Genomic DNA, 24,940 nt, shown 5'->3' with positions numbered 1-24,940 from the left:
TCAGATCCCCAACTGCTGACGCTGGCGCTTCAAGTGCTCCGGCATCTCTTTGTAGACGTCTTCGAACATGGTCGCGGCGCTTGGAATCTGGCCGCCGGCGAGGGTGCCGTACTGTTCGGCCTGTTTCTGCGCGGCAATCACTTCGGCTTCAAGTTCAGCGCTGACGGCGCTGTGCTCATCCTCCGACCAGTGACCGACCTTGATCAGGTGCTGTTTCAGACGCGCGATCGGATCGCCGAGCGGGAAGTGGCTCCAGTCATCGGCAGGGCGGTATTTCGATGGATCGTCGGAGGTCGAGTGCGGGCCGGCGCGGTAGGTGACCCATTCGATCATGGTCGGGCCGAGGTTGCGCCGGGCGCGTTCGGCAGCCCAGGCGGAAGCGGCGTAGACCGCGTAGAAGTCGTTGCCATCGACACGCAGCGAGGCGATGCCGCATCCGACACCGCGTCCGGCGAAAGTCGTGGCTTCACCGCCGGCGATGGCCTGGAAGGTGGAAATCGCCCACTGGTTATTCACGACATTGAGGATCACCGGCGCGCGATAAACGTGAGCGAAGGTGAGGGCGGTGTGGAAGTCCGATTCGGCAGTGGCGCCGTCACCGATCCACGCTGAGGCAATTTTCGTATCGCCTTTGATCGCCGAGGCCATGCCCCAACCAACGCCCTGAATGAACTGAGTGGCGAGGTTGCCGGAGATGGTGAAGAAACCGGCGTCCTTGACCGAGTACATGATCGGCAACTGGCGGCCCTTGAGCGGATCGCGCTCGTTGGACAGCAACTGGCAGATCAGGTCGACCAACGGCACATCGCGGGCCATGAGGATGCTTTGCTGGCGGTAGGTCGGGAAGCACATGTCATCGATGTTCAGCGCCAGAGCCTGGGCGCTGCCGATGGCTTCTTCGCCGAGGCTCTGCATGTAGAACGACATCTTTTTCTGCCGCTGGGCAACCACCATGCGGTTGTCGTAGATGCGCGTCTTGAGCATCGCGCGCATGCCTTTGCGCAGGATTTCTACCGGCACGTTTTCGGCCCACGGGCCGAGGGCGTTGCCCTGATCGTCGAGCACGCGGATAAGGCCACGGGCGAGGTCGGCGGTATCGGCAGGTTCTACATCGACAGGAGGTTTGCGCACCGTACCGGCATCGGTCAGATGCAGGTAGGAAAAGTCGGTTTTGCAGCCGGGACGGCCCGAGGGTTCAGGGACGTGCAGGCGCAGCGGTTCATACGCTTGGGTCATGGCTTCTACGCTCGATCTTGTGAATTTCTTGTAGTGAGCTGGCAGTCATTCCGGGATGAGGAAATCTTGTCCTACAACAATCATAGGCGTGGCCAAGAAGAATATTTCTCTGTGTTTCGTTGCGCTGGGGACCATTTGCAGATAGAAATTCTGCATAAACATAAAAAACAGGTGGTTTTGTCTCATGCGCAAACTGGACCGTACCGACATCGGCATTCTCAACAGCCTTCAGGAGAACGCGCGCATCACCAACGCCGACCTCGCCCGCTCGGTGAACCTGTCGCCGACGCCATGCTTCAACCGGGTCAAGGCCATGGAAGAATTGGGCTTGATTCGCGAGCAGGTCACGCTGCTGGATGCCGATCTGCTGGGGCTGCACGTGAACGTGTTCATTCACGTCAGCCTGGAAAAGCAGGTAGAGGAGGCGTTGCAGCATTTCGAGGAAGCGATTTCTGATCGGCCTGAGGTGATGGAGTGCTACTTGATGGCGGGTGATCCGGATTATCTGATTCGCGTGCTGGTGCCGAGCATTCAGTCGCTGGAACGCTTCATGATGGATTTTCTGACCAAGGTGCCGGGGGTGGCGAACATCCGCTCGAGCTTTGCGTTGAAGCAGGTGCGCTACAAGACCGCGTTGCCGTTGCCGGCCAATGGGTTGACGTTGGGCAATTGATACGACTGACCTGCAGACGCCGATCGTTCCCACGCTCCGCGTGGGAATGCCGCCAGGGACGCTCCGCGTTCCGCCTCAAGAAGTGACGCAGAGCGTCACGGGATGCATTCCCACGCGGAGCGTGGGAACGATCAACGATCAGACTTAGGGCGCCTGACTAGGGGTCAGAGTTTGTTCAGCGGGATCTTCAGGTAAACCACGCCATTGTCCTCAGGCGCCGGCATGTTCCCCGCCCGCACGTTCACCTGAATCGCCGGCAGCAGCAACGTCGGCATGCCTAACCCAGCGTCACGTGTCGTGCGCATCTCCACGAACGCCGCTTCATCGATCCCGTCATGCACATGAATATTGCTTTTGCGCTGTTCGCCGACAGTGGTCTGGCACTGTGAGGCGCGGCCCTCGGGCGGGTAATCGTGGCAAACGTAAAGCTTCACGCTGGCCGGAAAAGCCAACAGCTTCTGAATCGACTTGAACAACTGCTGCGCATTGCCGCCAGGGAAATCACAGCGCGCGGTGCCGACATCGGGCATGAACAGCGTGTCGCCGACGAGGATCTGTTCGCCGTCGATCAGGTAGGCCATGTCCGCTGGCGTATGGCCGGGGACGTGCAGGGCGGTAGCCTTGAGGTTGCCGATCATGAACGACTCGTTCGGCGCGAACAGATGATCGAACTGCGAGCCATCGACGCAAAATTCCGGCTCCAGATTGAACAGCGCCTTGAACACACTCTGCACTTTGCTGATCGATTCACCGATGGCGATCTTGCCGCCCAGTTCACGACGCAGGTACGGCGCGGCGGAGAGGTGATCGGCGTGGGCGTGGGTTTCCAGCAGCCACTGCACTTGCAGCTTGTGCGTACGGACGAAGGCGATGATCTTGTCCGCCTGCGCCGTGCCGGTGCGCCCGGCAGCGCCATCGTAGTCAAGCACCGGGTCGACGATCGCGCACTGGCCGCCGTCGGCTTCATAGACCACGTAGCTGTAGGTCGAGGAGGCGGGGTCGAGGAACGCTTCAATCAGGGCGGGCATGGCAGAAACCTGTGCTGAGGAATTTCGAGTTGCAACAGTTTATGTAAAAACATAATGTTCGCAGCTTAAGTGACCTTCAAGGCCTCGTGCAAATGCAATCCAGTTTGACCGAATGTGAAGTCGCCCAACTGCGCGCCTCGGCGTCCAAAGCCTGCGCCTTGCTCAAAGCCCTGGCCAATGAGGATCGTCTGTTGATCCTCTGTCAACTGACCCAGGGCGAACGCAACGTCGGCGAGCTGGAAAAAATGACCGGCGTACGCCAGCCGACGCTGTCCCAACAACTGGGCATCTTGCGCGATGAAGGCCTGGTCGCGACCCGCCGTGAAGGCAAATACATTTTCTATGGCCTGGCCAGTCACGAAGTGATCCAGGTGATGAAAACCCTGTCGGGGCTGTATTGCGGAGCGGTACTCAAGAGCTGGGAACAGCCATAAATGCCAGCCCTAACACTTACTTACCCTGTGGGAGCTGGCTTGCCAGCGATGAGGACTTATCAGCCAATATTTATGTGACTGACACACCGCTTTCGCTGGCAAGCCAGCTCCCACAGGTTCTTTGGTTTGACCCGAACAAATCCTTGCGTGCAGCAAAAGGAACAAGCAATGAACGATCAACACTGGGGCCCATCCATCAGTGCGGACATCGTGGTCATCGGCGGTGGCACGGCCGGCATCGGTTTTGTCGCCAGCCTGCTCAAGCGTGACCCGCAGCTCAAAGTCACCGTGATCGAACCGAGTTCACAGCACTACTATCAACCGGCGTGGACGCTGGTCGGCGGTGGTGCGTTTGATGTGAAAGACACCGTCAGGCCGATGAGCAAAGTCATGCCGCGTCAGGCGACGTGGATTCAGGCCAGTGTCAGCGCCATCGACCCGCAAAGCCGCCAACTCACCCTCGACGACCAGCGCACCGTCAGCTATCAGAACCTGATCGTCTGCCCCGGCCTGCGCCTGGCCTGGGAGAAAATCGAAGGCTTGCAGGAAAGCCTCGGCCAGCACGGCGTCACCTCCAACTACAGCTATCAACACGCCCAGTACACCTGGGATCAAGTGCAGAAACTGCGCGACGGCCGGGCGCTGTTCACCCAACCAGCGATGCCGATCAAATGTGCCGGCGCGCCGCAGAAGGCCCTGTATCTGTCTTGCGATTACTGGCGCAAATCCGCCGTGCTGAAAGACATCAATGTCGAATTCAACCTCGCTGGCGCTGCGCTGTTTGGCGTGCCGACCTTTGTGCCGCCGTTGATGAAGTACATCGAACAGTACGACGCGCAACTGGCGTTCAACTCGAATCTTGTCAAAGTCGACGGCCCGGCGAAAACCGCGTGGTTTGACGTCAAGGACGCCGACGGCAACGTCAGCCGCGTGGCAAAAACCTTCGATCTGCTGCACGTCGTGCCGCCACAAGTCGCGCCGGATTTCATCGCCCAGAGTGCGCTGGCCGATGCCGGCGGTTGGTGCGAAGTCGATCCGCACAGCCTGCAGCATCCGCGCTATCCCGAGGTGTTCGCACTGGGCGATATCTGCGGCACCAGCAACGCGAAAACCGCGGCGGCGGTGCGCAAGCAGGTGGTCGTCGTTGCGCAGAACCTGCTGGCCGCGCGCAAACAACAGCCGCTGCCGCTCAAGTACGACGGCTACGGCTCGTGCCCGCTGACGGTGGAGAAGGGCAAGGTGATCCTCGCCGAGTTCGGCTATGGCGGCAAACTGCTGCCGACTTTCCCGCTGGACCCGACCGTGGCCCGCCGTTCGGCATGGTGGCTGAAAGCGATGCTGCTGCCGTGGTTCTACTGGCACGGCATGCTCAAGGGCCGCGAGTGGCTGACGCGTCTGTCCAGGGTCGACTGAGAAAACTTCTATGTTGCTGGCAAGTCTGTTTGGCGTGGTGATGGGTTTGGTCCTCGGCCTGACCGGCGCGGGCGGCGGGATTCTCGCGGTGCCGGCGCTGGTGCTCGGGCTCGGCTGGACGATGACGCAAGCGGCGCCGGTAGCCTTGTTTGCGGTCGGCAGCGCGGCTGCGGTCGGGGCGGTCGATGGTTTGCGCCATGGCCTGGTGCGTTACCGCGCGGCGCTGTTGATCGCCGCGTTGGGCGCGGTGTTTTCGCCGCTGGGGATCTACTTCGCGCATCAGTTGCCGGAAAAGATTCTGATGATCCTGTTCAGCCTGCTGATGGTCCTGGTCGCCTGGCGAATGTTCAGAAAGGAGCGTCAGCAAGCGGGGCCGAGCGATCACGGCCATGCCAGTTGGGGGCAGAAAAACTGCATGCTCAACGAGCAGACCGGGCGCTTCGACTGGACCGCCAAATGCACCGCCACCCTGGCTGCACTGGGAGCAGTTACTGGCGTGGTTTCGGGTTTACTGGGCGTCGGCGGCGGCTTTCTGATCGTGCCGGCGTTCAAGCAACTGACCGATGTGCAGATGCGCGGCATCGTTGCGACGTCATTGATGGTGATCAGTCTGATTTCCGCGATCGGGGTGATCGGCGCGTTTCATGCGGGGGTGCGTATCGACAGCCAGGGCGCGGCGTTCATTGTCGCCAGCATCGTTGGCATGCTCATCGGTCGCAGGCTGTGCGCGCAGGTGCCGGCGCGGGCGTTGCAGGTGGGGTTTGCCAGTGTCTGTCTGGTGGTGGCGGGGTACATGTTGTTGCGGGCGTGAAGAGCAAAAGATCGCAGCCTCCTTACACGAGGCTGCGATCTTCTCAGCGGGTTACAACACCAGGTGCGGCAGCCACAGCGAAATCGCCGGCACGTAGGTCACCAGCAGCAGCACCAGGAACAGCACGCCATAGAACGGCAGCAGCGCTTTTACGGTGCTTTCGATACTGACCTTGCCCACCGCCGAGCCGACGAAGAGCACGGCGCCCACCGGCGGTGTTATCAATCCGATCCCCAGGTTGACCAGCATGATCATGCCGAACTGCACCGGATCGACACCAATACCCATGATCACTGGCATCAGGATCGGCGTGAGGATCAGGATCAGCGGCGCCATGTCCATCACCGTGCCAAGCAACAGCAGCATGACGTTGATGCACATCAGGATCACGTAGCGGTTGTCCGACAGGGTCAGGAACAGCGTGGTGATTTTCGCCGGAATCTGCATCAGGGTCATGATGTAGCCGAAGCTGGCGGCGAAACCGATCAGGATCATCACAATGGAGATGGTGCGCACCGTGCGGTGCATCAGCTTGGGCAGTTCGCTCCATTTGTAGTCGCGGTAGATGAACATGGTCACGAAGAATGACCAAAGTACCGCGATGGCCGCCGATTCAGTGGCGGTGAAAATACCCGAGAGAATGCCACCGAGGATGATCACCATCGCCATCATGCCCCACAGGGCTTCGCCGACGATCTTCAGCGCCTGGCGCATCGGAATCACTTCGCCCTTGGGGTAGTTGCGCTTTTTCGCGAAAATCAGGCACAGCACCATCAGGCAGGCGCTCATCAGCAGGCCCGGGACGATGCCGGCCATGAACAGCGAAGCGATCGACACCGTACCGCCAGCGGCCAGCGAGTAGAGCACCGAGTTGTGGCTTGGCGGGGTCAGCAAAGCTTGCACCGAACCGCTGACGGTCACGGCGGTGGAGAAGTCGCGTGGATAGCCCTTGCGTTCCATTTCCGGGATCAGTACCGAACCCACCGACGCGGTGTCGGCCACTGACGAACCGGAGATCGCACCGAAGAAGGTCGATGCCACGATGTTGACCAGTGACAGGCCACCACGGACGAAACCTACCAGCACCCCGGCACACGCCACCAACCGCCGGGACATGCCGCCCTCGGCCATGATCGCGCCGGCGAGGACGAAGAACGGAATGGCCAGCAGCGAGAATTTGTTCACCCCCGAGGCGACCTGGATCATCACCGCCTGGAATGGAATGTCGATCCACCAAGCGCCGATCAGCGCAGCGGCGCCCAACGCGTAAGCGACCGGCATGCCGATCAGGATCAATACGATAAAACTGCCCAGCAGGATCAGAGCGTCCATTAAACGGCACCTTCACTTTCTTCAACCAGGTCGAACTGCACGACCCGACGTTTGCTCTGGTCACCGAGCAAGAGTTTTTCCACGACAAAAATCAGCGTCAGCAAGCCGCCCAGGGGGATCGGCAGATAGGTCACGCCAACCCGCAGATCGGGCAGGGCGGCCATGAACTGGTTCCAGGTGGAGATGCACAGCTTGGTGCCCCAGATGGTCATGAAGATGCAGATGGCCGCCATCAGCAGTTGCGAAAAAATCGCCGCTGCGGATTTCAGCTGCGGTGGCATGCGGTCGGTGAGCATGGCCACGGCCATGTGCGCACCGGCGCGGTAACTGGCGGCGGCGCCGATGAAGGTGAACACCATCATCAGCAGGATCGCCGTCGGCTCTGGCCAGCTGGAGCCGGTGCCGAGCACGTAACGGGCGAAGACGCCCCAGGGAATCATCAGGGAAATCGCCAGGACGGAGAGGCCGGCGACCCAGATGCACGTCATGTAGATCTTGTCGTTGATACGCAGCAGCAGATTCTTCATCGGGTTCCACCGTAACCGGGCGCGCCTGAACCGCTGGCGCGCCGGGCCTTTTTCATGAGTACAGAGCAGGAGGCGTTACTGAACGGCTTCGATCTTTTTGATCAGATCGGCATAAGGCGCGCCGTATTTCTCGCGAACGGAGGCCGTAGCGTCGTAGAAAGGTTTCTTGTCAACGGTGATGAACTCGACGCCGGCGGCCTTGAGTTTTTCTTCACTGGCAGCGGACTTCTTGTCCCACAGTACGCGCTCTTCAGCCTGGGCAGCCTTGGCAGCTTTTTTCACCAGTTGCTGTTGATCCGGAGTGAGTTTTTCCCAAGTGATTTTCGACATCACGATCGGCTCCGGCAGGATCAGGTGACCGGTCAGGCTGTAGAACTTGGCGTTCTGGAAGTGGTTGTGTTCGAGCAGGGTCGGCGGGTTGTTTTCCGCGCCGTCGATCACGCCGGTCTGCAGGGCGCTGAAGATTTCGCCGGTGTCCATGGCGATACCGTTGGCACCCATGGCGTTCATCATGTCGATGAACATCGGGTTGCCTTGCACGCGAATTTTCATGCCCTTGAGGTCTTCGAGCTTGCGCACCGGTTTTTTGGTGTAGATGTTGCGTGTACCGCCGTCCATCCACGCCAGGGCCACCAATTTGAATTCGGAGTTGGTGATCTTGTCGAGAATCTCATCGCCCACCGGGCCATCGATGACGTTACGCATATGTTGCTGGTCGCGGAAAATGAACGGCATGTTGAACACGTTCACATCCGGCACCACAGGGCCGACGATACCCAGGCTGACGCGAGACATCTGTATCGCGCCGAATTGCATCTGCTCGATAACTTCCTTTTCCGAACCGAGTACACCGCCCGGGAAGTACTTGAAGGTCAGCTCGCCGTTGGTTTCCTTGGTCAGGGTCTTGCCCATGCTTTCTTCGGCTTCCACGGTGGGATAACCCTTGGGGTGGATGTCGGCGACTTTAAGTTCCAGTGCCTGAGCGGCACCAGCGAAGGTGAACATCAGCGGGAGTGCAGCGGCGAGCAAGGTGCGTTTGAAGTTCATGGGGGGTGAGTCTCCAGTCTTGTTATTTTTGTGTTCAAGGCGCAGCGGTGCAGCAGAGGGTCTAAAGCAAATCGTTGAATTGCGGTTCGGCGAGGCCTTTGACGCCTGGCTTCAGGGCGAACACGCCGCCGGCCAGGGATTGCGGGTCGTGGTCATCGCCGGGGCGAATCGAGGCGACAAACAAGGTGTCCAGGTTGCTGCCGCCGAAAGCGCACATGGTCGGTTTCTTCACCGGTACTTCCAGCGAGAAATCCAGTCGGCCGTCCGGGGCGAAGCGGTGGATCAGGCCGGCGTCGTTGGCGCAGATCCAGTAGCAGCCTTCGGCATCCACGGCGGCGCCATCGGGGCGGCCGGGGAAATGATTCATGTCGACGAAGATTCGGCGATTCGATGGCGTGCCGGTCTCGGTGTCGTAATCGAAGGCCCAGATCAGTTGCACGTTGGGGTGCGAATCCGACAGGTACATGGTCTTGCCGTCAGGGCTGAAAGCGAGGCCGTTGGGCACGATGAAGCCATCCAGCTGCGCTTCGACCACGCCCGTCTGCCCGGCGCCGTAGCGATAGAGCCGGCCTTCAAGCGCGTTCAGGCCCATGTTCAGCACCATGCTGCCGGCCCAGAAACGCCCTTGGCGATCGCAGCGACCGTCGTTGAGGCGCATGTCGGCGCGGCTGTGCTCGACGGTGGCGAGCAATTCGCTGTCGAGGCTGCCGTCGCTGTGCGGGTGCAGGCGAAAGAAGCCGCTTTCCATGCCAGCGACCCAGCCACCACTGCGGTGGCGGGTGATGCAGGCGAGCATTTCCGGGGCCTTCCACGAGGCAACATGGCCAGTGTCAGCGCTCCAGCGTTGCAGTCCGCCGTTGGGGATGTCGACCCAGTACAGGGCGTTTTCCTGCGGCACCCAGACCGGGCTTTCACCGACCGCGTTGCGGGCGTCGACGATCAATTCGGCTTGCATACTCATTCCCTTGGTTTTTATTGGAGGGGGATCAAGTCGAGCGATCAATCGCCGAACGGGCCTGCTGCGACGAAAGCGCCGCCCTGATAGATCCGCGCCGGATCATCGTCGGCTGGCATCGGTTGCGCTTCGACCTTGTCGCGGAACACTTCCGAGGTGTCCTTGGCTTCGAAACCGAGGTGGCTGGCGTAGCGGTTGTCCCACCAGACATCTTTGTTGGCGGACATGCCGTAGACCACGGTGTGGCCGACGTTTGGTGTGTACAGCGAGCGTTCGAGCAGTTGCGTGAGATCGTCGAAGCTCAGCCAGGTGTGCATCATCCGGCGGTTCTGCGGTTCGGGGAACGAGGAGCCGATGCGGATGCTGACGGTTTCGATGCCGTAGCGATCGAAGTAGAAACTGGCCATGTCTTCGCCGTAGGACTTGGACAAGCCGTAGTAACCATCGGGACGACGCGCCGAAGTGGCGTCGAGCTGTTGGTCCTGTTTGTAGAAACCGATGACGTGGTTGGAGCTGGCGAAGATCACCCGCTTCACACCGTGCTTGCGCGCCGCTTCGTAAATGTGGAACACGCCGCAGATGTTGGCACCGAGGATTTCTTCGAACGGGCGCTCGACCGAGACGCCGCCGAAATGCAGGATCGCATCGACCCCTTCGACCAGTTGATGCACGGCTTGCTTGTCGGCGAGGTCGCAGAGCACGACTTCTTCGTGGTCATCGACGGCCGGGGCGAGGGCGGCGATGTCGGACAGGCGCAGCACATTGGCGTAAGGGCGCAGGCGTTCGCGCAACACTTTGCCCAGACCGCCGGCGGCACCGGTCAGCAGCAGGCGGTTGAAAGGAGTGCGGGGGGTAGAGGTAGACGTCATGGCAATCCCTGAACACATTGTTATTAGGTTTGTTGTAGGTTGTCGTATGACTGCGCTGAAGTATCGGTAGGGTTTCCGGATCTTGTCAACGCGACTTTTGGTGTAGATGACGGAAGGGGCGATTCATTTTCTCAAGACCCGATACCTGCCTTGCAATGCAATCCCCTTGTGGGAGCGAGCCTGCTCGCGAATGCGGTGTGCCAGTCAGAACAAATCGACTGGTCCGGCGCTTTCGCGAGCAGGCTCGCTCCCACAGGGTAAACCGCCAACCGTTACAACAACGAAATCGGATAGCTGATAAAAATCCGGTTCTCGTCAAATTCGTTGGTGCTGAAGTCCCGGCGAATGGTCGCGTTGCGCCATTTCACGTTGAGGTTCTTCAGCGGGCCGCTCTGCACGGTGTAGGCCAGTTCCGATTCGCGGCCCCATTCCTTGCCGTCATTGGTGGTGGCGGTGTGTACGTTATCGCCGCTGATGTAGCGGTTCATCAGGGTCAGGCCAGGCACGCCCAGCGCAACGAAGTTGTAGTCGTGACGCACCTGCCAGGAGCGCTCTTTGGCGTTGTCATAACTGGCGTTGTAACTGTCGTTGGCCAGGGTGCCGCCGCTGGTGCCGTTGACGCGCATCCAGGCATCGTCGCCGGTGAGTTTCTGCAGGCCGACGTAGAAAGTGTTGCCGCCGTACTTGGCCGAGAGCAGGGCGAACGCGGTCTTGTTGTCGAGGTCGCCGGCCTGAGCGCTGCCGTCTTCCTTGCCGGTGAAGAAACCGAGGTTGGCGCCCAGCGTCCAGTCGCCCATCGGCTGGCTGTGGCTGAGGTTGAAATACTGCTGCTGATAGATGTCGGTGAGCTCGGCGTACCACACGCCGACCATGGTGCGTTTTTCGTTGAAGCTGTATTCGCCGCCGCCGAAGTTGAAGCGATCGGAGGTGAATGCACCGCGGCCGTTCATCGACATGTCTTCCATGCTCGCGTCGTTGCGCGGGCTGTTGCCACGGAACTGGCCGCCGTAGACGGTCAGGCCGTTGATCTCGGTGGACGTGATCTGGCCACCGCGAAAGGTCTGCGGCAGGGAGCGGCCGTCGTCGGAGCGCAGGATCGGCAGCACCGGCATCCATTCACCGACTTTCAGTTCGGTCTTCGAGACTTTGGCTTTCAGCGCCACGCCTAGGCGACCGAAGTTGTCGGCCGGGCGGCCGTCATCATGGATCGGCAACAACTGCGTACCGCCAGTGCCTTTGCCACCATCGAGCTTCTGCGAGTACATGCCTAGGATGTCGAGGCCGAAGCCGACGGTGCCCTGGGTGAAGCCGGATTTGGCGTCGAGAATGAAGTTCTGCGTCCACTCTTCAGCCTTGCCCTGCGGATTGGCCGGGTTGACGAAGTTGCGGTTGAAGTAGGCGTTGCGCAGGTTCAGCGTGGCTTTGCTATCGTCGAGAAAGCCTTCGGCATCAGCGCTCATGGGCAGGGCCAGGACTAGACTGCTGCAACCGATCAGGCTGAGGGTCGAACGCGGCTTGAAATGGGCAAAACGTGACGGGCGGACGGAATTGCGGGCGAGTGGGCTCACTGTGACGCTCCCTGGATCGTTTGTTGTTTTTATTATTTGTCATACGTCGTCGTACAACATCGATGCGGATATTTCCCAGATTTACGGGGATTGTCAACTGGAAGTTAGCGATGACCTCCCATGCGACGCCGAACCCCTGTGGGAGCGAGCCTGCTCGCGATTGCGGACTTTCCTTCAATGAAGTTGTCGACTGACACGCGCTTTCGCGAGCAGGCTCGCTCCCACCGGGTTCCTTGGTGTCCGTCGAGTCGTGTATTGCCTGTCAAATTGCGGCAAACTTCCCTCACCCCCAGCACCAGGCCGATCCATGGATAAATACGCCCCGCGCAACTGGCAACCCCACGAAAAGCCCAGCCTGCCCGGTTCTCCGTCGACACCACTGCACTCCACGCCCAAGCGCCTGGCGTATGCGGCGGTCGGTGTACTGGTGGCGGTGACCGGTGGGCTGGGCAACTCGCTGGTGGTTGCCAACCTGCCTTACCTGCAAGGCTCGCTCGGCGCGACCACGGCGGAGATGGCCTGGCTGCCGGCGGCGTATGTGATGACCAACGTGTCGATGAACCTGCTGTTGGTGAAGTTTCGCCAGCAGTTCGGTTTGCGCGCATTCACCGAAGTATTTCTGGTGCTGTATGCACTGGTGACCTTCGGCCATTTGTTCGTCAACGATCTGAACTCGGCAGTGGCGGTGCGAGCAGCGCACGGCATGGTCGGTGCGGCGCTGAGCTCGCTGGGTCTGTATTACATGGTCCAGGCATTCCCGGCGAAATGGCGGCTCAAAGCGTTGGTACTCGGCCTCGGCACGTCGCAGTTGGCGTTACCGCTGGCGCGGCTGTTTTCCGAAGACCTGTTGCAGATCGCCGAATGGCGCGGTTTGTACTTGTTCGAATTGGGCATGGCCCTGCTGTCACTCGGCTGTGTGTTGCTGCTGAAGTTGCCGCCCGGTGACCGCTTCAAGACCTTTGAAAAACTCGATTTCCTCACCTTCGCCATCCTCGCCACGGGTGTGGCGTTGTTGTGCGCGGTGCTGTCGCTGGGGCGGATCGACTGGTGGCTGGAGGCAGACTGGATCGGCGTGGCGCTGGCCTGTTCGATCGCGCTGATCATCATGGGCCTGGCCATCGAGCATAACCGCAGCAACCCGATGCTGATGACCCGCTGGCTGGGCAGCGGAACGATGATCCGCCTCGCGCTGGCGGTGACCCTGATTCGCATGGTCACCTCGGAGCAATCCACCGGCGCGGTCGGTTTCATGCAGAACCTCAACATGGGCTATGAGCAATTGCACAGTCTGTATGTGGTGATGCTGATCGGCAGCATCGCCGGGCTTGCCACCAGCGCGTTGACCATCGATCCCAAACACCTGCTGATGCCGTTGATCATTTCCTTGGCGCTGATGGCCACCGGTTCGGTGATGGACAGCTTCTCGAACAACCTGACCCGCCCCGAAAACATGTATTTCAGCCAGTTCCTGCTGGCGTTCGGCAGTACGTTTTTTCTCGGCCCGACCATGGTCTTCGGCACGCGTAACGTGCTGACCAATCCGCGCAACCTGGTGAGTTTTTCCGTGCTGTTCGGGATCTGCAACAACCTCGGCGGACTGCTCGGCGCGGCGTTGCTTGGCACTTTTCAGATCGTGCGGGAGAAGTACCATTCCAGCCACATCGTCGATCATCTGGTGATGTCCGATCCCTTGGTGGCTGCGCGAGTGCAGAGCGGCGGCTCGGCGTTCGGCGGTTTGCTCGCCGACCCGAGCCTGCGCAATCTGGCCGGCATGCGCAGCCTCGCCAATGCGGCGACACGCGAAGCGAACGTGCTGGCCTATAACGATGTCTTCATGCTGATTGCGGTCATTGCCGTCCTGACCATGATCTGGCTTTCGATTCGCGCGTTGTGGCTGATGAGCACCACCAAAGCCATTGAGCCGACACCTTCCGTACCACCCAGCGGTGCCACTTCTTCATGACCGAACCGACCACCACAACCACCAACGCCATCGCCGCCACGCCTGAAGGGGAGGCGCCGCCATCGTCACCGAATACCGCGCCGCGTTCGCTGCGGGTGCGGATCATCTCTTCGCTGGGCTTTGCCGCAATCGCCATCGTCGGCGTGCTGATCGTGCTGTATGCGTGGCAACTGCCGCCATTCAGCAGTGCGGTCGAAACCACCGAAAACGCCTTGATTCGCGGGCAGGTGACGATCATCGGGCCGCAGCTCAGCGGCTATGTGTTCGAGGTGCCGGTCCAGGACTTCCAGTACGTCAAGGCTGGGGATCTGCTGGTGCGTCTGGACGACCGCATTTATCAGCAACGCCTCGACCAGTCCTTGGCACAACTGGCAGTACAGAAGGCCGGACTGGCCAACGTCGTGCAGCAGCGCAACAGCGCCGAAGCGACGATCAAATTGCGTCAGGCGGTGCTTGCCGACAGCCAGGCGCAGTTGCGCAAGAGCGAGGCGGATCTGCGGCGTAATCAGGAGCTGGTGCGCGACGGCTCGGTGTCCAAGCGCGAATTTGACGTGACCCTCGCTGCCAACGCGCAAAGCACGGCTTCTGTGGCGCAGGCCAAGGCCAATCTGGAAATCGCCCGGCAGGATCTGCAAACGGTGATCGTCAATCGCGGCTCGCTGGAGGCCGCCGTGGCCAGTGCCGAAGCGGCGGTGCAACTGGCGCGGATCGATCTGTCGAACACGCGAATTGTCGCCCCGCGCGACGGTCAGCTCGGGCAGATCGGCGTGCGCCTCGGCGCCTACGTCAACTCCGGCGCGCAGTTGATGGCGTTGGTCCCGGACCAGAAGTGGGTGATCGCCAACATGAAGGAAACCCAGATGGCCAACGTGCGGGTCGGGCAACCGGTACGCTTTACCGTCGACGCCTTGAACCACCGCAGATTCACCGGCCACGTGCAGCATATTTCGCCGGGCACCGGCTCGGAATTTGCCTTGCTGCAGGCCGACAACGCCACCGGCAACTTCGTCAAGATCGCCCAGCGCGTGCCGGTGCGCATCAACATCGATCCCGACCAGCAGGAAGAAGAACGCTTGCGGCCGGGGATGTCAGTGGTTGTCAGCATCGACACCGCCGCCGGCGACACCCAACCCCACTGATCAATGCATGACCCTGTGGGAGCGAGCCTGCTCGCTCCCACAGGATTAGTGCTCACAGGGTCTATTCACTCGGCCGAGGGAGTGACCCGGCAACTTTTGCGGTTGCGAATCTGCTCGTCGCTGGGCCTCTCGCGAACGAATTCGAAGCGCGGTTCGCCTTCGCTGTAATGCACCAGCCAGCCCCATTCCAGTTCGCTTTCGTCCTGTCCGGGATGTGGTGGCCGGGCCCACCAGGGTTCTTTGCTGAGGATCTCGCGCATGGCAGCCTCCGGTTGATGGCAATCCTTGAACTATAGCTTCCTGTCGCGAGTCGTCAGAACAGGCTGTGTAGAATCGGCGCGATCATGACGATATGGGGGGCAGGGCGATGATGGATGAAGTGCGCAGGGATGAACCGTCGAAACGGCTGTTTTTCGCTTTGGACTGCCCGCCGGCGCAGCGCAAGGCAATCGCCCAGTGGCGCGCGGAACTGGGCCTGCGCAGCGGCAAACCGGTGCCGACGGATAACTTTCATCTGACTCTGCTGTTTCTCGGTGCGGTGCCGCTGGCGCAAATCCATGGCGTCTGCGAAGCAGCGGGCAGTGTGCGTATTCCCGGCGAAACGTTGCGCATTGCGCTGGATCGTTTGCAGGTCTGGCATCGCCCCGGTGTGCTATCGCTGGCACCAGAACAGGCGCCGCCAGCGTTGTTGCGCCTGGTCTACGCGCTGGAACAGGCGATGCTGCCGTTCGGTTTTGACGAGCCCACCCACGAGTTCCGTCCGCACCTGACGCTGGCCCGCGAGTACCGCGCGCCGGAGCCGGAAGCGCGCACGCCGCCGGAGTTCTTTCTGCGTGCTGAACGCTTCGCTCTGTTCGAATCGCAAAAGGGTCGGTATCGGGTTGTGCAGGACTGGCCGTTGATCTGAACGAACAAAAAAAGGCGCCCGAAGGCGCCTGCAAATTCACCCGAGCCGAGGGAGCCGGGTGAGGCCGTTCAGAGCAGGGTGCAGCGGTGGTAAGGCGCTGCGTGAACGGAAAATTTTCAGCACTGCATTGATCGTTCCCACGCTCCGCGTGGGAATGCAGCCCGGGACGCTCCGCGTCACAAAGCGGACGCAGAGCGTCCATTGAGGCATTCCTACGCGGAGCGTAGGAACGATCAGTCGATCAGCGTTGCCCGACGGGCTTATTTACCGAGCTTCACCCGCGTCCAGCCGCGCGTCATGATCCGCTGCGTGGCAATCGGCTGATCCGGCACCGCATACAAGGTCGCCATCACCGCTTGCGAAGGATACGAGCCCGGTTCGTTGCGGATCGCTTCGTCCACCAGTGGCGTGGCCGCTGCGTTGGCGTTGCTGTAGCCGATGCTGTTGGTGACTTCGGCGATGATGTCCGGGCGCATCAGGAAGTCCATGAACAGGTAGGCATTGTCGACGTTCGCCGCATCACGGGGGATGGCGACCATGTCGTAGAAACTGCCGGCGCCTTCCTTGGGAATGCTGTAGTCGATCACCACGTTGTTGCCCGATTCCACCGCGCGAGCCTTGGCCTGCAGGACGTCGCCGGAGTAACCGACCGCCACGCAGATGTTGCCGTTGGCCAGATCGGAGATGTACTTCGAGGAGTGGAAGTACGCCACGTAAGGGCGGATTTTCATGAACAGCGCTTCGGCTTCGGCGATGTGCGCCTTGTCCTTGTCGTTCACCGGATAGCCCAGATAGTGCAGGGCGGCCGGGAGCATTTCGGTCGGCGAATCGAGGAAACTGATGCCGCAGGCTTTGAGCTTTTCCGCGTTCTCCGGTTTGAACAGCAAGTCCCAGGAGTTGGTCGGGGCGTTGGCGCCGAGTACTTCCTTGACCTTCGCCGGGTTGAAACCGATGCCGATCGAGCCCCACATGTACGGGAACGCATGCGCGTTGTCCGGATCACTGGCGGCGGCGTTTTTCAGCAGCACCGGGTTGAGATTCTTCCAGTTCGGCAGCTTCGATTTGTCCAGCGGCTGATAAACACCGGCCTTGATCTGCTTGGCCAGAAAACTGTTCGACGGCACGACGATGTCGTAGCCGGATTTGCCCGCGAGCAGGCGCGCTTCCAGGGTTTCGTTGCTGTCGAAGACGTCGTAGGTCACGCGAATGCCGGTCTCGTCTTCGAACTTTTTCACGGTGTCCGGCGCGATGTAATCGGACCAGTTGTAAACACGCAGCACCTTGTCGTTGGCCTGGGCGCCCATGACCATCGCGCCCATTAAGGACAGTGTCAGCAGAGTCCTGCCAAACATTTTCATCGGTACAACTCCCTTCTTCTTATTCAACAAAACAAAAGCTCGGTGCACTTGAACCTTGTGGCGAGGGGATTTTATCCGCGCTCGGCTGCGTAGCAGTCGCAAAACCTGAATACGGAGTCTTCAGGTAGAACTGCAGGGGCCGCTTCGCAGCCCAACGGGGATAAATCCCCTCGCCACAGTTGTTCATCGGTGTTGCTCAGGCAGTCGCCGCTGCCGGCTGTTGCCACGACTCGTTTGCGGTCTGATCCATCGCTTCCTGAATCGCCCGTTTGCGGTTCGCTTCTGCCTTGCGGCCGAAATACCAGACCAGGAAAGTCACCAGCGACACTGCCAGCAGAATCAGGCTGGCCACGGCGTTGATCTCGGGCTTCACGCCCAGGCGCACCGCCGAGAACACTTCCATCGGCAGCGTCGTCGAGCCCGGCCCGGAGACAAAACTCGCCAGCACCAGATCATCCAGCGACAAGGCAAACGACATCATCCCGCCGGCGGCCAGCGACGGCGCGATCATTGGAATGGTGATGAGGAAAAACACTTTGAATGGTTTGGCGCCGAGGTCCATCGCCGCTTCTTCGATCGACAGATCCAGCTCGCGAAGGCGCGCGGAGACTACCACCGCCACATAAGCGGCACAAAAGGTGGTGTGGGCGATCCAGATGGTGACGATGCCGCGCTCCTGCGGCCAGCCGATCAGTTGCGCCATCGCCACGAACAGCAGCAACAGCGACAGACCGGTGATCACTTCCGGCATCACCAACGGCGCGGTCACCAGGCCACCAAACAGCGTGCGACCCTTGAAGCGCGTCACCCGCGTCAGGACGAAGGCGGCGAGGGTGCCCAGTGCCACAGCGCCAATCGCGGTGTAGCAGGCGATCTCCAGCGAGCGCAGCACCGAGCCCATCAGTTGCGTGTTGTCGAGCAGGCCGACATACCACTTGATCGACCAGCCGCCCCACACCGTCACCAGTTTCGAGGCGTTGAACGAGTAGATCACCAGGATCAGCATCGGCAGATAAATGAACATCAAGCCAAAGATCAGCATGAACTTGGAAAAGTTGAAGCGTTTCATCCCCGTGCCTCCATCTCTTTGGCCTGGCTGCGGTTGAACAGCAGAATCGGCACAATCAGGATCAACAGCATTACCACCGCCAGCGCAGAAGCCACCGGCCAGTCGCGGTTATTGAAGAACTCCTGCCACAGCACGCGACCGATCATCAGCGTCTCCGGGCCACCCAGCAGTTCAGGGATCACGAACTCGCCAACCACCGGAATGAACACCAGCATGCAACCGGCAATGATGCCGTTCTTAGCCAGCGGCACGGTGATCTTCCAGAAGTTGTTGAAGTTGCTCGAACCCAGATCCTGCGCGGCTTCCAGCAGGCTGTTGTCGTGCTTGACCAGGTTGGCGTAGAGCGGCAGCACCATGAACGGCAGATAGGCATAGACCACGCCGATGTACACCGCAGTGTTGGTATTGAGGATCTCGATCGGGTGATCGGTGAGCCCGGTCCACATCAGGAACCCGTTGAGCAGACCGTTGTTGCTGAGGATGCCCATCCACGCATACACGCGGATCAGGATCGCCGTCCAGGTCGGCATCATGATCAACAGCAGCAGGACGTTTTGCGTTTCCTTGCCGGTCTTGGTGATCGCGTAGGCCATCGGGAAACCGATCACCAGGCACATCAGCGTGCTCAGTGCCGCGACCTTCAGCGAGCCGAGATACGCCGACAGGTACAGTTCGTCTTCGCCGAGCAGGGTGTAGTTGCCGATGTTCAGCAGCAGCTGGAATTTCTGTTCGGCGAAGGTGTAGATCTCCGAGTACGGCGGGATCGACAGCGCGGCTTCCGAGAAGCTGATCTTCATCACCAGAAAGAACGGCAGCATGAAGAACAGGAACAGCCAGATGAACGGAATGCCGATCACCAGTTTTCGTCCGCTGGGCACCAGGCGCAAGAATTGCTGATTGAAAGTTCTCATGAGCGCAGCACCACGCCGCTGTCGTCTTCCCACCAGACGTAGACCTTGTCGTCCCAGGTCGGCCGCGCGCCACGGCGTTCGGCGTTGGCCATGAACGACTGGACGATCTTGCCGCCGGGCAACTCGACGTAGAACACCGAATGGCCGCCGAGGTAAGCGATGTCATGGACCTTGCCTTCGGACCAGTTGTAGCGGAACTCCGGTTGAGTGGTGCTGACGAGCATTTTTTCCGGGCGGATGGCGTAGGTGATCGACTTGTCCTGCACCGACGTGCTGACGCCGTGACCGACATAGATCTTCTGCTGCAAGTCCGGGCTGTGGATGATCGCGTGGCCTTCCAGATCTTCCACCACGGTGCCGTCGAAAGCGTTCACGTTACCGATGAATTCGCAGACCATGCGGCTGACCGGCGCCTCATAAATGTCCACCGGGCTGCCGATCTGCGCGATCCAGCCCAGGTGCATGATCGCGATGCGCTGGGCCATGGTCATGGCTTCTTCCTGGTCGTGGGTGACCATGACGCAGGTCACGCCAACGCGCTCGATGATTTCCACCAGCTCAAGCTGCATCTGCGAACGCAGCTTTTTATCCAGCGCACCCATCGGCTCGTCGAGCAGCAACAGTTTCGGCCGTTTGGCCAACGAGCGGGCGAGCGCTACGCGCTGACGCTGGCCGCCGGACAACTGGTGCGGGCGGCGCTTGGCGTATTGGGTCATGTGCACCAGACGCAGCATTTCTTCGACGCGGGCATCGATTTCGATGGCCGGCAAACGGTCCTGTTTGAGGCCGAAGGCGATGTTCTGTGCCACGGTCATGTGCGGGAACAGTGCGTAGGACTGGAACATCATGTTGATCGGCCGCTCGTATGGCGGCATGTCGGTGATGTCCACGCCATCGAGCAGAATCCGCCCCTCGGTCGGCCGCTCGAAACCGGCGAGCATGCGCAGCAGCGTCGATTTGCCCGAACCGGAACCGCCCAGCAGGGCGAAGATTTCGCCCTGATGGATCTCCAGGGACACATCGTCCACGGCCACGGTTTCGTCGAACTTCTTGGTGACACGATCGACTTTCACCAGCACCTTTTTCGGTTGCTGCTGACCTTCGAGTGCCTTGCGGTAAGTGCTGGAGGCGTTTGCCATGTGAAACTCCCAACAGGTGTCGTGTGCCTGGCCAATGTGGCCGGGCTTAAGTGGATTGCGGAACGGTCCGGAATGCCTGTCAGCTGGCGCAGAACCTGTGGGAGCGAGCCTGCTCGCGAATACGGAGTGTCAGTCGACATCATCGTTTGCTGATACACCGCTTTCGCGAGCAGGCTCGCTCCCACAGGGGATATGCGTTGACCTGAGTGGCCTTTGTCCGTACCGATCCGGCTTGTTCGGCGCCGCCGTCCTGGCTGCCTGGGTCGTACTTGTTGTTATCACGGGTGTTGCAGTTCACGACGGGCGGATGTGCAAACGCACACCCGCCAGCCGTGGGGGCAGTAAATCGTTATCTGGTTTGGGATTGCGTCAGCGCTGACTGCGCTTCGCCGCCCGTTGCCGGCACGCTGCGCCGAACGCCTGGAAAATTCTCAGGTAGTTCGGGTTGTCCAGCACCTGCCATTCCGGATGCCATTGCACGCCGAGGGCGAAAGTCGGGCTGTGCTCGACCGAGATCGCTTCGATCAATCCATCCGGCGCCACGGCTTCAGCACGCAGCCCGGGGGCGAGGCGGTCGATGCCCTGACTGTGAATCGAATTGACCTGAAATTCGTCGGGCAGCTCCAGCGCTTCGAACACACCGCCAGCGATCACGCTGACCGCATGGGCCGGGGCGTATTGCACCGCCACATCCGGGCTGTCGGCTTCACGGTGATCGAGCATGCCGGGCAGCTCGTGCACCTTCTGATGCAGGCTGCCGCCGAAGGCCACGTTCATTTCCTGGAAGCCACGGCAGATACCGAGCACCGGAACGCCCGCCGCAATGGCTGCACGCAATAAAGGAAGAGTAGTGGCGTCGCGGGCCGGATCATGATCCGTGCCGGGGGCACTGGCCGGGCCTTGATAGTGGAAGGGCTCCACGTTCGAGGGAGAGCCGGTGAGCAACAGACCGTCGAGCTGACCGAGCAGGTCATCGATTTCAGTCAGGTTGCCGAGGGAAGGAATGACCACCGGCAACCCTTCAGCGCCAACGCTGACAGCACGTACGTACTTGTCGCCGCTGATGTGATAGGGGTGCAGGCCAATCTGTTTGACGCACGCAGTAACGCCGATCAATGGCTTGAATGCCATTTTTATTCACCTCGAAGTCTGTCACTTGAACGAGCTTTTCCGGAGCTTAGCCTCGTTGATTTTAATTAACAACTGCCATGTAAAAAATTCTAAACGCCGTTCATCAAATCGCTCAGGTTTACCGGGGTTTGCCGGCGGATATGGCACGAGAGTGTTAAGAAAGGCCCGAAAAATAAAGGCTGCAGGGCAGGGTGTTCGCTATTGACTTCACTTTGCCTTTCGGATTGACTGGCTGCGCAACACAGTGGTGAACATAATAATTAACAGCTAAATAGGTGCATCATGTCGGTCCCTCTGCGTACCGTTCAACTCAACGAAGCCAACGCATTCCTTAAGAAATATCCTGAGGTTTTGTACGTCGACCTTCTGATTGCGGATATGAACGGTGTGGTGCGCGGCAAGCGCATCGAACGCACCAGTCTTCATAAGGTGTACGAAAAAGGCATCAACCTGCCGGCGTCGCTCTTTGCGCTGGACATCAACGGCTCGACGGTGGAAAGCACCGGCCTGGGCCTGGATATCGGCGATGCCGATCGCATCTGTTATCCGATCCCCGGCACCCTGAGCATCGAGCCGTGGCAAAAACGCCCGACCGCTCAACTGCTGATGACCATGCACGAGATCGAAGGCCAGCCGTTCTTCGCCGACCCGCGTGAAGTGCTGGCCAACGTTGTGCGCAAATTCGACGACCTCGGCCTGACCATCTGCGCGGCGTTCGAACTCGAGTTCTACCTGATCGACCAGGACAACGTGAATGGCCGTCCGCAATCGCCACGTTCACCGGTATCCGGCAAGCGTCCGGTGTCGACCCAGGTTTACCTGATCGACGACCTCGACGAATACGTCGACTGCCTGCAAGACATCCTCGAAGGCGCGAAAGAGCAGGGCATTCCCGCTGATGCGATCGTCAAGGAAAGCGCCCCGGCGCAGTTCGAAGTCAACCTGCATCACGTCTCCGACCCGATCAAGGCGTGCGATTACGCGGTCCTGCTCAAGCGTCTGGTGAAGAACATCGCCTACGACCACGAGATGGACACGACCTTCATGGCCAAGCCTTATCCGGGCCAGGCCGGCAATGGTTTGCACGTGCACATTTCGATTCTGGATAAAGAAGGCAACAACATCTTCGCCAGCGAGGATCCCGAGCAGAACGCCGCACTGCGTCACGCGATCGGCGGTGTGCTCGAGACCCTGCCGGCGCAAATGGCGTTCCTCTGCCCGAACGTCAATTCGTACCGCCGCTTCGGCGCACAGTTCTATGTGCCGAACTCGCCGAGCTGGGGCATCGACAACCGCACCGTGGCCGTGCGCGTGCCGACCGGTTCAGCGGACGCCGTGCGCATCGAACACCGCGTCGCCGGTGCCGATGCCAACCCGTACCTGCTGATGGCTTCAGTGTTGGCCGGCATTCACCACGGCCTGACCAACCAGATCGAGCCCGGCGCCCCGGTCGAAGGCAACAGTTACGAGCAGAACGAGCAGAGCCTGCCGAACAACCTGCGCGACGCCTTGCGCGAACTCGACGACAGCGAAGTCATGGCGCGCTACATCGACCCGATGTACATCGACGTATTCGTCGCGTGCAAGGAAAGCGAGCTGGCCGAGTTCGAGAACTCGATCTCAGACCTTGAGTACAACTGGTATCTGCATACGGTCTGAAGATCAAAAGCCCCTCACCCTAACCCTCTCCCGGAGGGAGAGGGGACTGACCGCGTCGTCTGGAGATATCCGGCGACCTGAACGATCCAGTCGATGATGGATTCGGCAAAGATTTTTCAGGTCGGCGCAGTTACCAGACATCCCCCGATCGGTCCCCTCTCCCTCTGGGAGAGGGCTAGGGTGAGGGCAGCGATTCCCGGCCAGGCAAAGCAACCAGACCAACCCCCAAATTCCCCCTTGTCGAGCTCAAAAACAATGACCACAACCCGCAACGACTGGGAACAACGCTTCCAGTCCCTGTCCATCGAATCCCGCGCCTTCATCGACGGTGAATATCGCCCGGCGATCAGCGGCGACACCTTCGAATGCCTGAGCCCGGTCGATGGCCGCTTTCTTGCCGCCGTCGCCAGCACCGATGAAGCCGACGCCAACCTGGCCGTCGAAGCCGCGCGCCAGTCGTTCAACTCCGGCATCTGGGCGAAAAAAGCCCCGGCCGAGCGCAAGCGCGTGCTGATCCGCTTCGCCGATCTGATCCTGCAGCACCAGGAAGAACTGGCGCTGCTGGAAACCCTCGATATGGGCAAACCGATCAGCGATTCGATGAACATCGACATCCCGGCGACCGCCAACGCGATCCGCTGGAGCGCCGAGGCCATCGACAAGATCTACGACGAAGTTGCCGCCACGCCGCACGATCAACTCGGCCTCGTGACTCGCGAGCCATCCGGCGTGGTCGCGGCGATCGTGCCGTGGAATTTCCCGCTGATCATGGCCAGCTGGAAATTCGCCCCGGCGCTGGCGGCGGGTAACTCGTTCATCCTCAAGCCTTCGGAAAAATCACCGCTGACCGCTATCCGCATCGCGCAACTGGCGCTGGAGGCGGGTATTCCGAAGGGCGTGTTCAACGTGCTGCCGGGCTACGGCCACACCGTCGGCAAGGCATTGGCGTTGCACATGGACGTCGACGTGCTGGCCTTCACCGGCTCCACGGCGATCGCCAAGCAGCTGATGATCTATGCCGGGCAGAGCAACATGAAACGCGTCTGGCTCGAGGCCGGCGGCAAGAGCCCGAACGTGGTGTTCGCCGACGCCCCGGACCTGCGCGCGGCAGCCCAGGCAGCAGCCAGTGCCATCGCCTTCAACCAGGGCGAAGTCTGCACTGCCGGCTCGCGTCTGTTGGTCGAGCGCTCGATTCGCGAGCAGTTCATCCCGCTGCTGGTGGAAGCGCTGCAGGCGTGGAAACCCGGGCATGCGCTGGATCCGGCGACCACCGTTGGCGCCGTGGTCGACCAGCGTCAGCTCGACAACGTGCTGCGCTATATCAGCATCGGCCGCGAGCAGGGCGCCGAGCTGATTGCCGGCGGCCAACGCACCCTCGAAGAAACCGGCGGCCTTTACGTGCAGCCAGCGATTTTCGACGGCGTGACCAACGCAATGACCATCGCCAGGGAAGAAATCTTCGGCCCGGTGCTTTCGCTGATCACCTTCGACACTGCCGAAGAAGCCCTGCAAATCGCCAACGACAGCATCTTCGGCCTCGCCGCCGGGGTGTGGACCAGCAACCTGAGCAAGGCGCACACCTTCGCCCGCGGCCTGCGCGCCGGCAGCGTCTGGGTCAACCAGTACGACGGCGGCGACATGACTGCGCCGTTCGGTGGCTTCAAACAGTCGGGCAACGGCCGCGACAAATCGCTGCACGCGTTCGACAAGTACACCGAACTGAAAGCGACCTGGATCAAGCTCTGATTCTTTTACAGCGGCGGCCGCCCCT

23 protein-coding genes are annotated in these 24,940 nt (G+C 60.5%); 9 read left to right on the top strand and 14 right to left on the bottom strand.

All coding sequences use genetic code 11. From position 1 onward, the window contains the following. A complete protein-coding gene (locus J5M66_RS14325) occupies positions 1-1,236 on the bottom strand; it encodes a 3-methyl-2-oxobutanoate dehydrogenase (2-methylpropanoyl-transferring) subunit alpha (RefSeq protein ID WP_207808155.1) in 1,236 nt (411 codons plus the stop codon). 184 nt (positions 1,237-1,420) lie between these two features. Here J5M66_RS14325 and bkdR point away from each other — a divergent pair, with 184 nt between their 5' ends. After that, positions 1,421-1,909 (top strand): Bkd operon transcriptional regulator BkdR, encoded by a 489-nt coding sequence (gene bkdR / locus J5M66_RS14320; protein ID WP_016775196.1) that lies wholly within the window; start codon positions 1,421-1,423, stop codon positions 1,907-1,909. 164 nt (positions 1,910-2,073) lie between these two features. On the opposite strand, the gene J5M66_RS14315 is transcribed toward bkdR, so the two are convergent. Continuing rightward, positions 2,074-2,937, bottom strand: a complete 864-nt coding sequence (locus J5M66_RS14315; protein ID WP_207808156.1) for an MBL fold metallo-hydrolase — start codon at positions 2,935-2,937, stop codon at positions 2,074-2,076. Positions 2,938-3,029: 92 nt separating this feature from the next. Here J5M66_RS14315 and J5M66_RS14310 point away from each other — a divergent pair, with 92 nt between their 5' ends. The 3 genes from J5M66_RS14310 (at position 3,030) to J5M66_RS14300 (ending at position 5,595) form a co-directional block, all read left to right on the top strand. Continuing rightward, positions 3,030-3,371, top strand: a complete 342-nt coding sequence (locus J5M66_RS14310; RefSeq protein ID WP_016775194.1) for a metalloregulator ArsR/SmtB family transcription factor — start codon at positions 3,030-3,032, stop codon at positions 3,369-3,371. Positions 3,372-3,539: 168 nt separating this feature from the next. Beyond that, a complete protein-coding gene (locus J5M66_RS14305) occupies positions 3,540-4,784 on the top strand; it encodes an FAD/NAD(P)-binding oxidoreductase (protein ID WP_207808157.1) in 1,245 nt (414 codons plus the stop codon). A gap of 10 nt (positions 4,785-4,794) precedes the next feature. Then, a complete protein-coding gene (locus J5M66_RS14300; RefSeq protein WP_071172845.1) occupies positions 4,795-5,595 on the top strand; it encodes a sulfite exporter TauE/SafE family protein in 801 nt (266 codons plus the stop codon). Between the two features lie 51 nt (positions 5,596-5,646). Here J5M66_RS14300 and J5M66_RS14295 read toward each other — a convergent pair whose 3' ends face one another. The 6 genes from J5M66_RS14295 to J5M66_RS14270 all read right to left on the bottom strand — a co-directional run bounded on the left by J5M66_RS14295 (position 5,647) and on the right by J5M66_RS14270 (position 11,821). Beyond that, on the bottom strand, positions 5,647-6,927 hold the full coding sequence (locus J5M66_RS14295) for a TRAP transporter large permease (RefSeq protein ID WP_016775191.1): 1,281 nt from the start codon (positions 6,925-6,927) through the stop codon (positions 5,647-5,649). Further along, positions 6,927-7,454: a TRAP transporter small permease gene (locus J5M66_RS14290; protein WP_207808158.1), complete on the bottom strand. Its 528-nt coding sequence runs from the start codon at positions 7,452-7,454 to the stop codon at positions 6,927-6,929. The genes J5M66_RS14295 and J5M66_RS14290 overlap by 1 nt, the downstream gene beginning before the upstream one ends. Positions 7,455-7,529: 75 nt before the next feature. Further along, positions 7,530-8,501: a TRAP transporter substrate-binding protein gene (locus J5M66_RS14285; protein ID WP_151552482.1), complete on the bottom strand. Its 972-nt coding sequence runs from the start codon at positions 8,499-8,501 to the stop codon at positions 7,530-7,532. Positions 8,502-8,562: 61 nt separating this feature from the next. Then, a complete protein-coding gene (locus J5M66_RS14280) occupies positions 8,563-9,456 on the bottom strand; it encodes an SMP-30/gluconolactonase/LRE family protein (protein WP_206421941.1) in 894 nt (297 codons plus the stop codon). A 44-nt stretch (positions 9,457-9,500) separates the two neighbouring features. Continuing rightward, entirely contained in the window at positions 9,501-10,325 is an 825-nt protein-coding gene (locus J5M66_RS14275; protein ID WP_207808159.1) for an NAD(P)-dependent oxidoreductase, read from the bottom strand. Positions 10,326-10,597: 272 nt separating this feature from the next. Continuing rightward, positions 10,598-11,821 (bottom strand): OprD family porin, encoded by a 1,224-nt coding sequence (locus tag J5M66_RS14270; RefSeq protein WP_243432857.1) that lies wholly within the window; start codon positions 11,819-11,821, stop codon positions 10,598-10,600. 379 nt (positions 11,822-12,200) lie between these two features. Between J5M66_RS14270 and J5M66_RS14265 the strand changes: the two genes are divergently transcribed. Further along, entirely contained in the window at positions 12,201-13,856 is a 1,656-nt protein-coding gene (locus J5M66_RS14265; protein WP_073471236.1) for an MFS transporter, read from the top strand. Beyond that, positions 13,853-14,995, top strand: a complete 1,143-nt coding sequence (locus J5M66_RS14260; RefSeq protein ID WP_207808161.1) for an HlyD family secretion protein — start codon at positions 13,853-13,855, stop codon at positions 14,993-14,995. Before J5M66_RS14265 ends, J5M66_RS14260 begins: the two co-directional genes overlap by 4 nt. Before the next feature lie 65 nt (positions 14,996-15,060). Here the strand turns inward: J5M66_RS14260 and J5M66_RS14255 are convergent, their stop codons facing one another. Further along, a complete protein-coding gene (locus tag J5M66_RS14255; RefSeq protein WP_110600946.1) occupies positions 15,061-15,255 on the bottom strand; it encodes a hypothetical protein in 195 nt (64 codons plus the stop codon). A gap of 107 nt (positions 15,256-15,362) precedes the next feature. On the opposite strand from J5M66_RS14255, the gene thpR reads away from it, so the two are divergent. After that, positions 15,363-15,902 (top strand): RNA 2',3'-cyclic phosphodiesterase, encoded by a 540-nt coding sequence (thpR, locus tag J5M66_RS14250; RefSeq protein WP_207808162.1) that lies wholly within the window; start codon positions 15,363-15,365, stop codon positions 15,900-15,902. 260 nt (positions 15,903-16,162) lie between these two features. Here the strand turns inward: thpR and J5M66_RS14245 are convergent, their stop codons facing one another. The 5 genes from J5M66_RS14245 to J5M66_RS14225 all read right to left on the bottom strand — a co-directional run bounded on the left by J5M66_RS14245 (position 16,163) and on the right by J5M66_RS14225 (position 21,510). Then, entirely contained in the window at positions 16,163-17,260 is a 1,098-nt protein-coding gene (locus J5M66_RS14245) for a polyamine ABC transporter substrate-binding protein (protein WP_095182000.1), read from the bottom strand. Positions 17,261-17,456: 196 nt separating this feature from the next. Then, a complete protein-coding gene (locus tag J5M66_RS14240; RefSeq protein WP_207808163.1) occupies positions 17,457-18,329 on the bottom strand; it encodes an ABC transporter permease subunit in 873 nt (290 codons plus the stop codon). Beyond that, the gene (locus J5M66_RS14235; RefSeq protein ID WP_024013334.1) at positions 18,326-19,240 is read right to left on the bottom strand and encodes an ABC transporter permease subunit; all 915 of its coding nucleotides are present in this window, start codon (positions 19,238-19,240) and stop codon (positions 18,326-18,328) included. The genes J5M66_RS14240 and J5M66_RS14235 overlap by 4 nt, the downstream gene beginning before the upstream one ends. Continuing rightward, complete coding sequence (gene potA / locus J5M66_RS14230) at positions 19,237-20,379, bottom strand: polyamine ABC transporter ATP-binding protein (RefSeq protein ID WP_207808164.1); 1,143 nt, start codon at positions 20,377-20,379, stop codon at positions 19,237-19,239. Before potA ends, J5M66_RS14235 begins: the two co-directional genes overlap by 4 nt. A gap of 369 nt (positions 20,380-20,748) precedes the next feature. Then, positions 20,749-21,510: a gamma-glutamyl-gamma-aminobutyrate hydrolase family protein gene (locus J5M66_RS14225; protein ID WP_207808165.1), complete on the bottom strand. Its 762-nt coding sequence runs from the start codon at positions 21,508-21,510 to the stop codon at positions 20,749-20,751. Positions 21,511-21,792: 282 nt separating this feature from the next. Between J5M66_RS14225 and J5M66_RS14220 the strand changes: the two genes are divergently transcribed. Beyond that, a complete protein-coding gene (locus J5M66_RS14220; protein ID WP_007918694.1) occupies positions 21,793-23,169 on the top strand; it encodes a glutamine synthetase family protein in 1,377 nt (458 codons plus the stop codon). Positions 23,170-23,424: 255 nt separating this feature from the next. Next, the gene (locus J5M66_RS14215) at positions 23,425-24,915 is read left to right on the top strand and encodes an aldehyde dehydrogenase (protein ID WP_207808166.1); all 1,491 of its coding nucleotides are present in this window, start codon (positions 23,425-23,427) and stop codon (positions 24,913-24,915) included. Positions 24,916-24,940: the final 25 nt, after the last annotated feature.

It is taken from the genome of Pseudomonas sp. 67(2021) (assembly GCF_017491835.1).
GTDB classification, from domain to species: domain Bacteria; phylum Pseudomonadota; class Gammaproteobacteria; order Pseudomonadales; family Pseudomonadaceae; genus Aquipseudomonas; species Aquipseudomonas atacamensis.
This window is presented reverse-complemented; position numbering and strand designations above follow the sequence as displayed.

Excerpts from the sequence above, each read along its gene's own strand:
- J5M66_RS14325 (WP_207808155.1), bottom strand. The coding sequence starts at position 1,236 with ATGACCCAAGCGTATGAACCGCTGCGCCTGCACGTCCCTGAACCCTCG.
- bkdR (WP_016775196.1), top strand. The coding sequence starts at position 1,421 with ATGCGCAAACTGGACCGTACCGACATCGGCATTCTCAACAGCCTTCAG.
- J5M66_RS14315 (WP_207808156.1), bottom strand. The coding sequence starts at position 2,937 with ATGCCCGCCCTGATTGAAGCGTTCCTCGACCCCGCCTCCTCGACCTAC.
- J5M66_RS14310 (WP_016775194.1), top strand. The coding sequence starts at position 3,030 with ATGCAATCCAGTTTGACCGAATGTGAAGTCGCCCAACTGCGCGCCTCG.
- J5M66_RS14305 (WP_207808157.1), top strand. The coding sequence starts at position 3,540 with ATGAACGATCAACACTGGGGCCCATCCATCAGTGCGGACATCGTGGTC.
- J5M66_RS14300 (WP_071172845.1), top strand. The coding sequence starts at position 4,795 with ATGTTGCTGGCAAGTCTGTTTGGCGTGGTGATGGGTTTGGTCCTCGGC.
- J5M66_RS14295 (WP_016775191.1), bottom strand. The coding sequence starts at position 6,927 with ATGGACGCTCTGATCCTGCTGGGCAGTTTTATCGTATTGATCCTGATC.
- J5M66_RS14290 (WP_207808158.1), bottom strand. The coding sequence starts at position 7,454 with ATGAAGAATCTGCTGCTGCGTATCAACGACAAGATCTACATGACGTGC.
- J5M66_RS14285 (WP_151552482.1), bottom strand. The coding sequence starts at position 8,501 with ATGAACTTCAAACGCACCTTGCTCGCCGCTGCACTCCCGCTGATGTTC.
- J5M66_RS14280 (WP_206421941.1), bottom strand. The coding sequence starts at position 9,456 with ATGCAAGCCGAATTGATCGTCGACGCCCGCAACGCGGTCGGTGAAAGC.
- J5M66_RS14275 (WP_207808159.1), bottom strand. The coding sequence starts at position 10,325 with ATGACGTCTACCTCTACCCCCCGCACTCCTTTCAACCGCCTGCTGCTG.
- J5M66_RS14265 (WP_073471236.1), top strand. The coding sequence starts at position 12,201 with ATGGATAAATACGCCCCGCGCAACTGGCAACCCCACGAAAAGCCCAGC.
- J5M66_RS14260 (WP_207808161.1), top strand. The coding sequence starts at position 13,853 with ATGACCGAACCGACCACCACAACCACCAACGCCATCGCCGCCACGCCT.
- J5M66_RS14255 (WP_110600946.1), bottom strand. The coding sequence starts at position 15,255 with ATGCGCGAGATCCTCAGCAAAGAACCCTGGTGGGCCCGGCCACCACAT.
- thpR (WP_207808162.1), top strand. The coding sequence starts at position 15,363 with ATGATGGATGAAGTGCGCAGGGATGAACCGTCGAAACGGCTGTTTTTC.
- J5M66_RS14245 (WP_095182000.1), bottom strand. The coding sequence starts at position 17,260 with ATGAAAATGTTTGGCAGGACTCTGCTGACACTGTCCTTAATGGGCGCG.
- J5M66_RS14240 (WP_207808163.1), bottom strand. The coding sequence starts at position 18,329 with ATGAAACGCTTCAACTTTTCCAAGTTCATGCTGATCTTTGGCTTGATG.
- J5M66_RS14235 (WP_024013334.1), bottom strand. The coding sequence starts at position 19,240 with ATGAGAACTTTCAATCAGCAATTCTTGCGCCTGGTGCCCAGCGGACGA.
- potA (WP_207808164.1), bottom strand. The coding sequence starts at position 20,379 with ATGGCAAACGCCTCCAGCACTTACCGCAAGGCACTCGAAGGTCAGCAG.
- J5M66_RS14225 (WP_207808165.1), bottom strand. The coding sequence starts at position 21,510 with ATGGCATTCAAGCCATTGATCGGCGTTACTGCGTGCGTCAAACAGATT.
- J5M66_RS14220 (WP_007918694.1), top strand. The coding sequence starts at position 21,793 with ATGTCGGTCCCTCTGCGTACCGTTCAACTCAACGAAGCCAACGCATTC.
- J5M66_RS14215 (WP_207808166.1), top strand. The coding sequence starts at position 23,425 with ATGACCACAACCCGCAACGACTGGGAACAACGCTTCCAGTCCCTGTCC.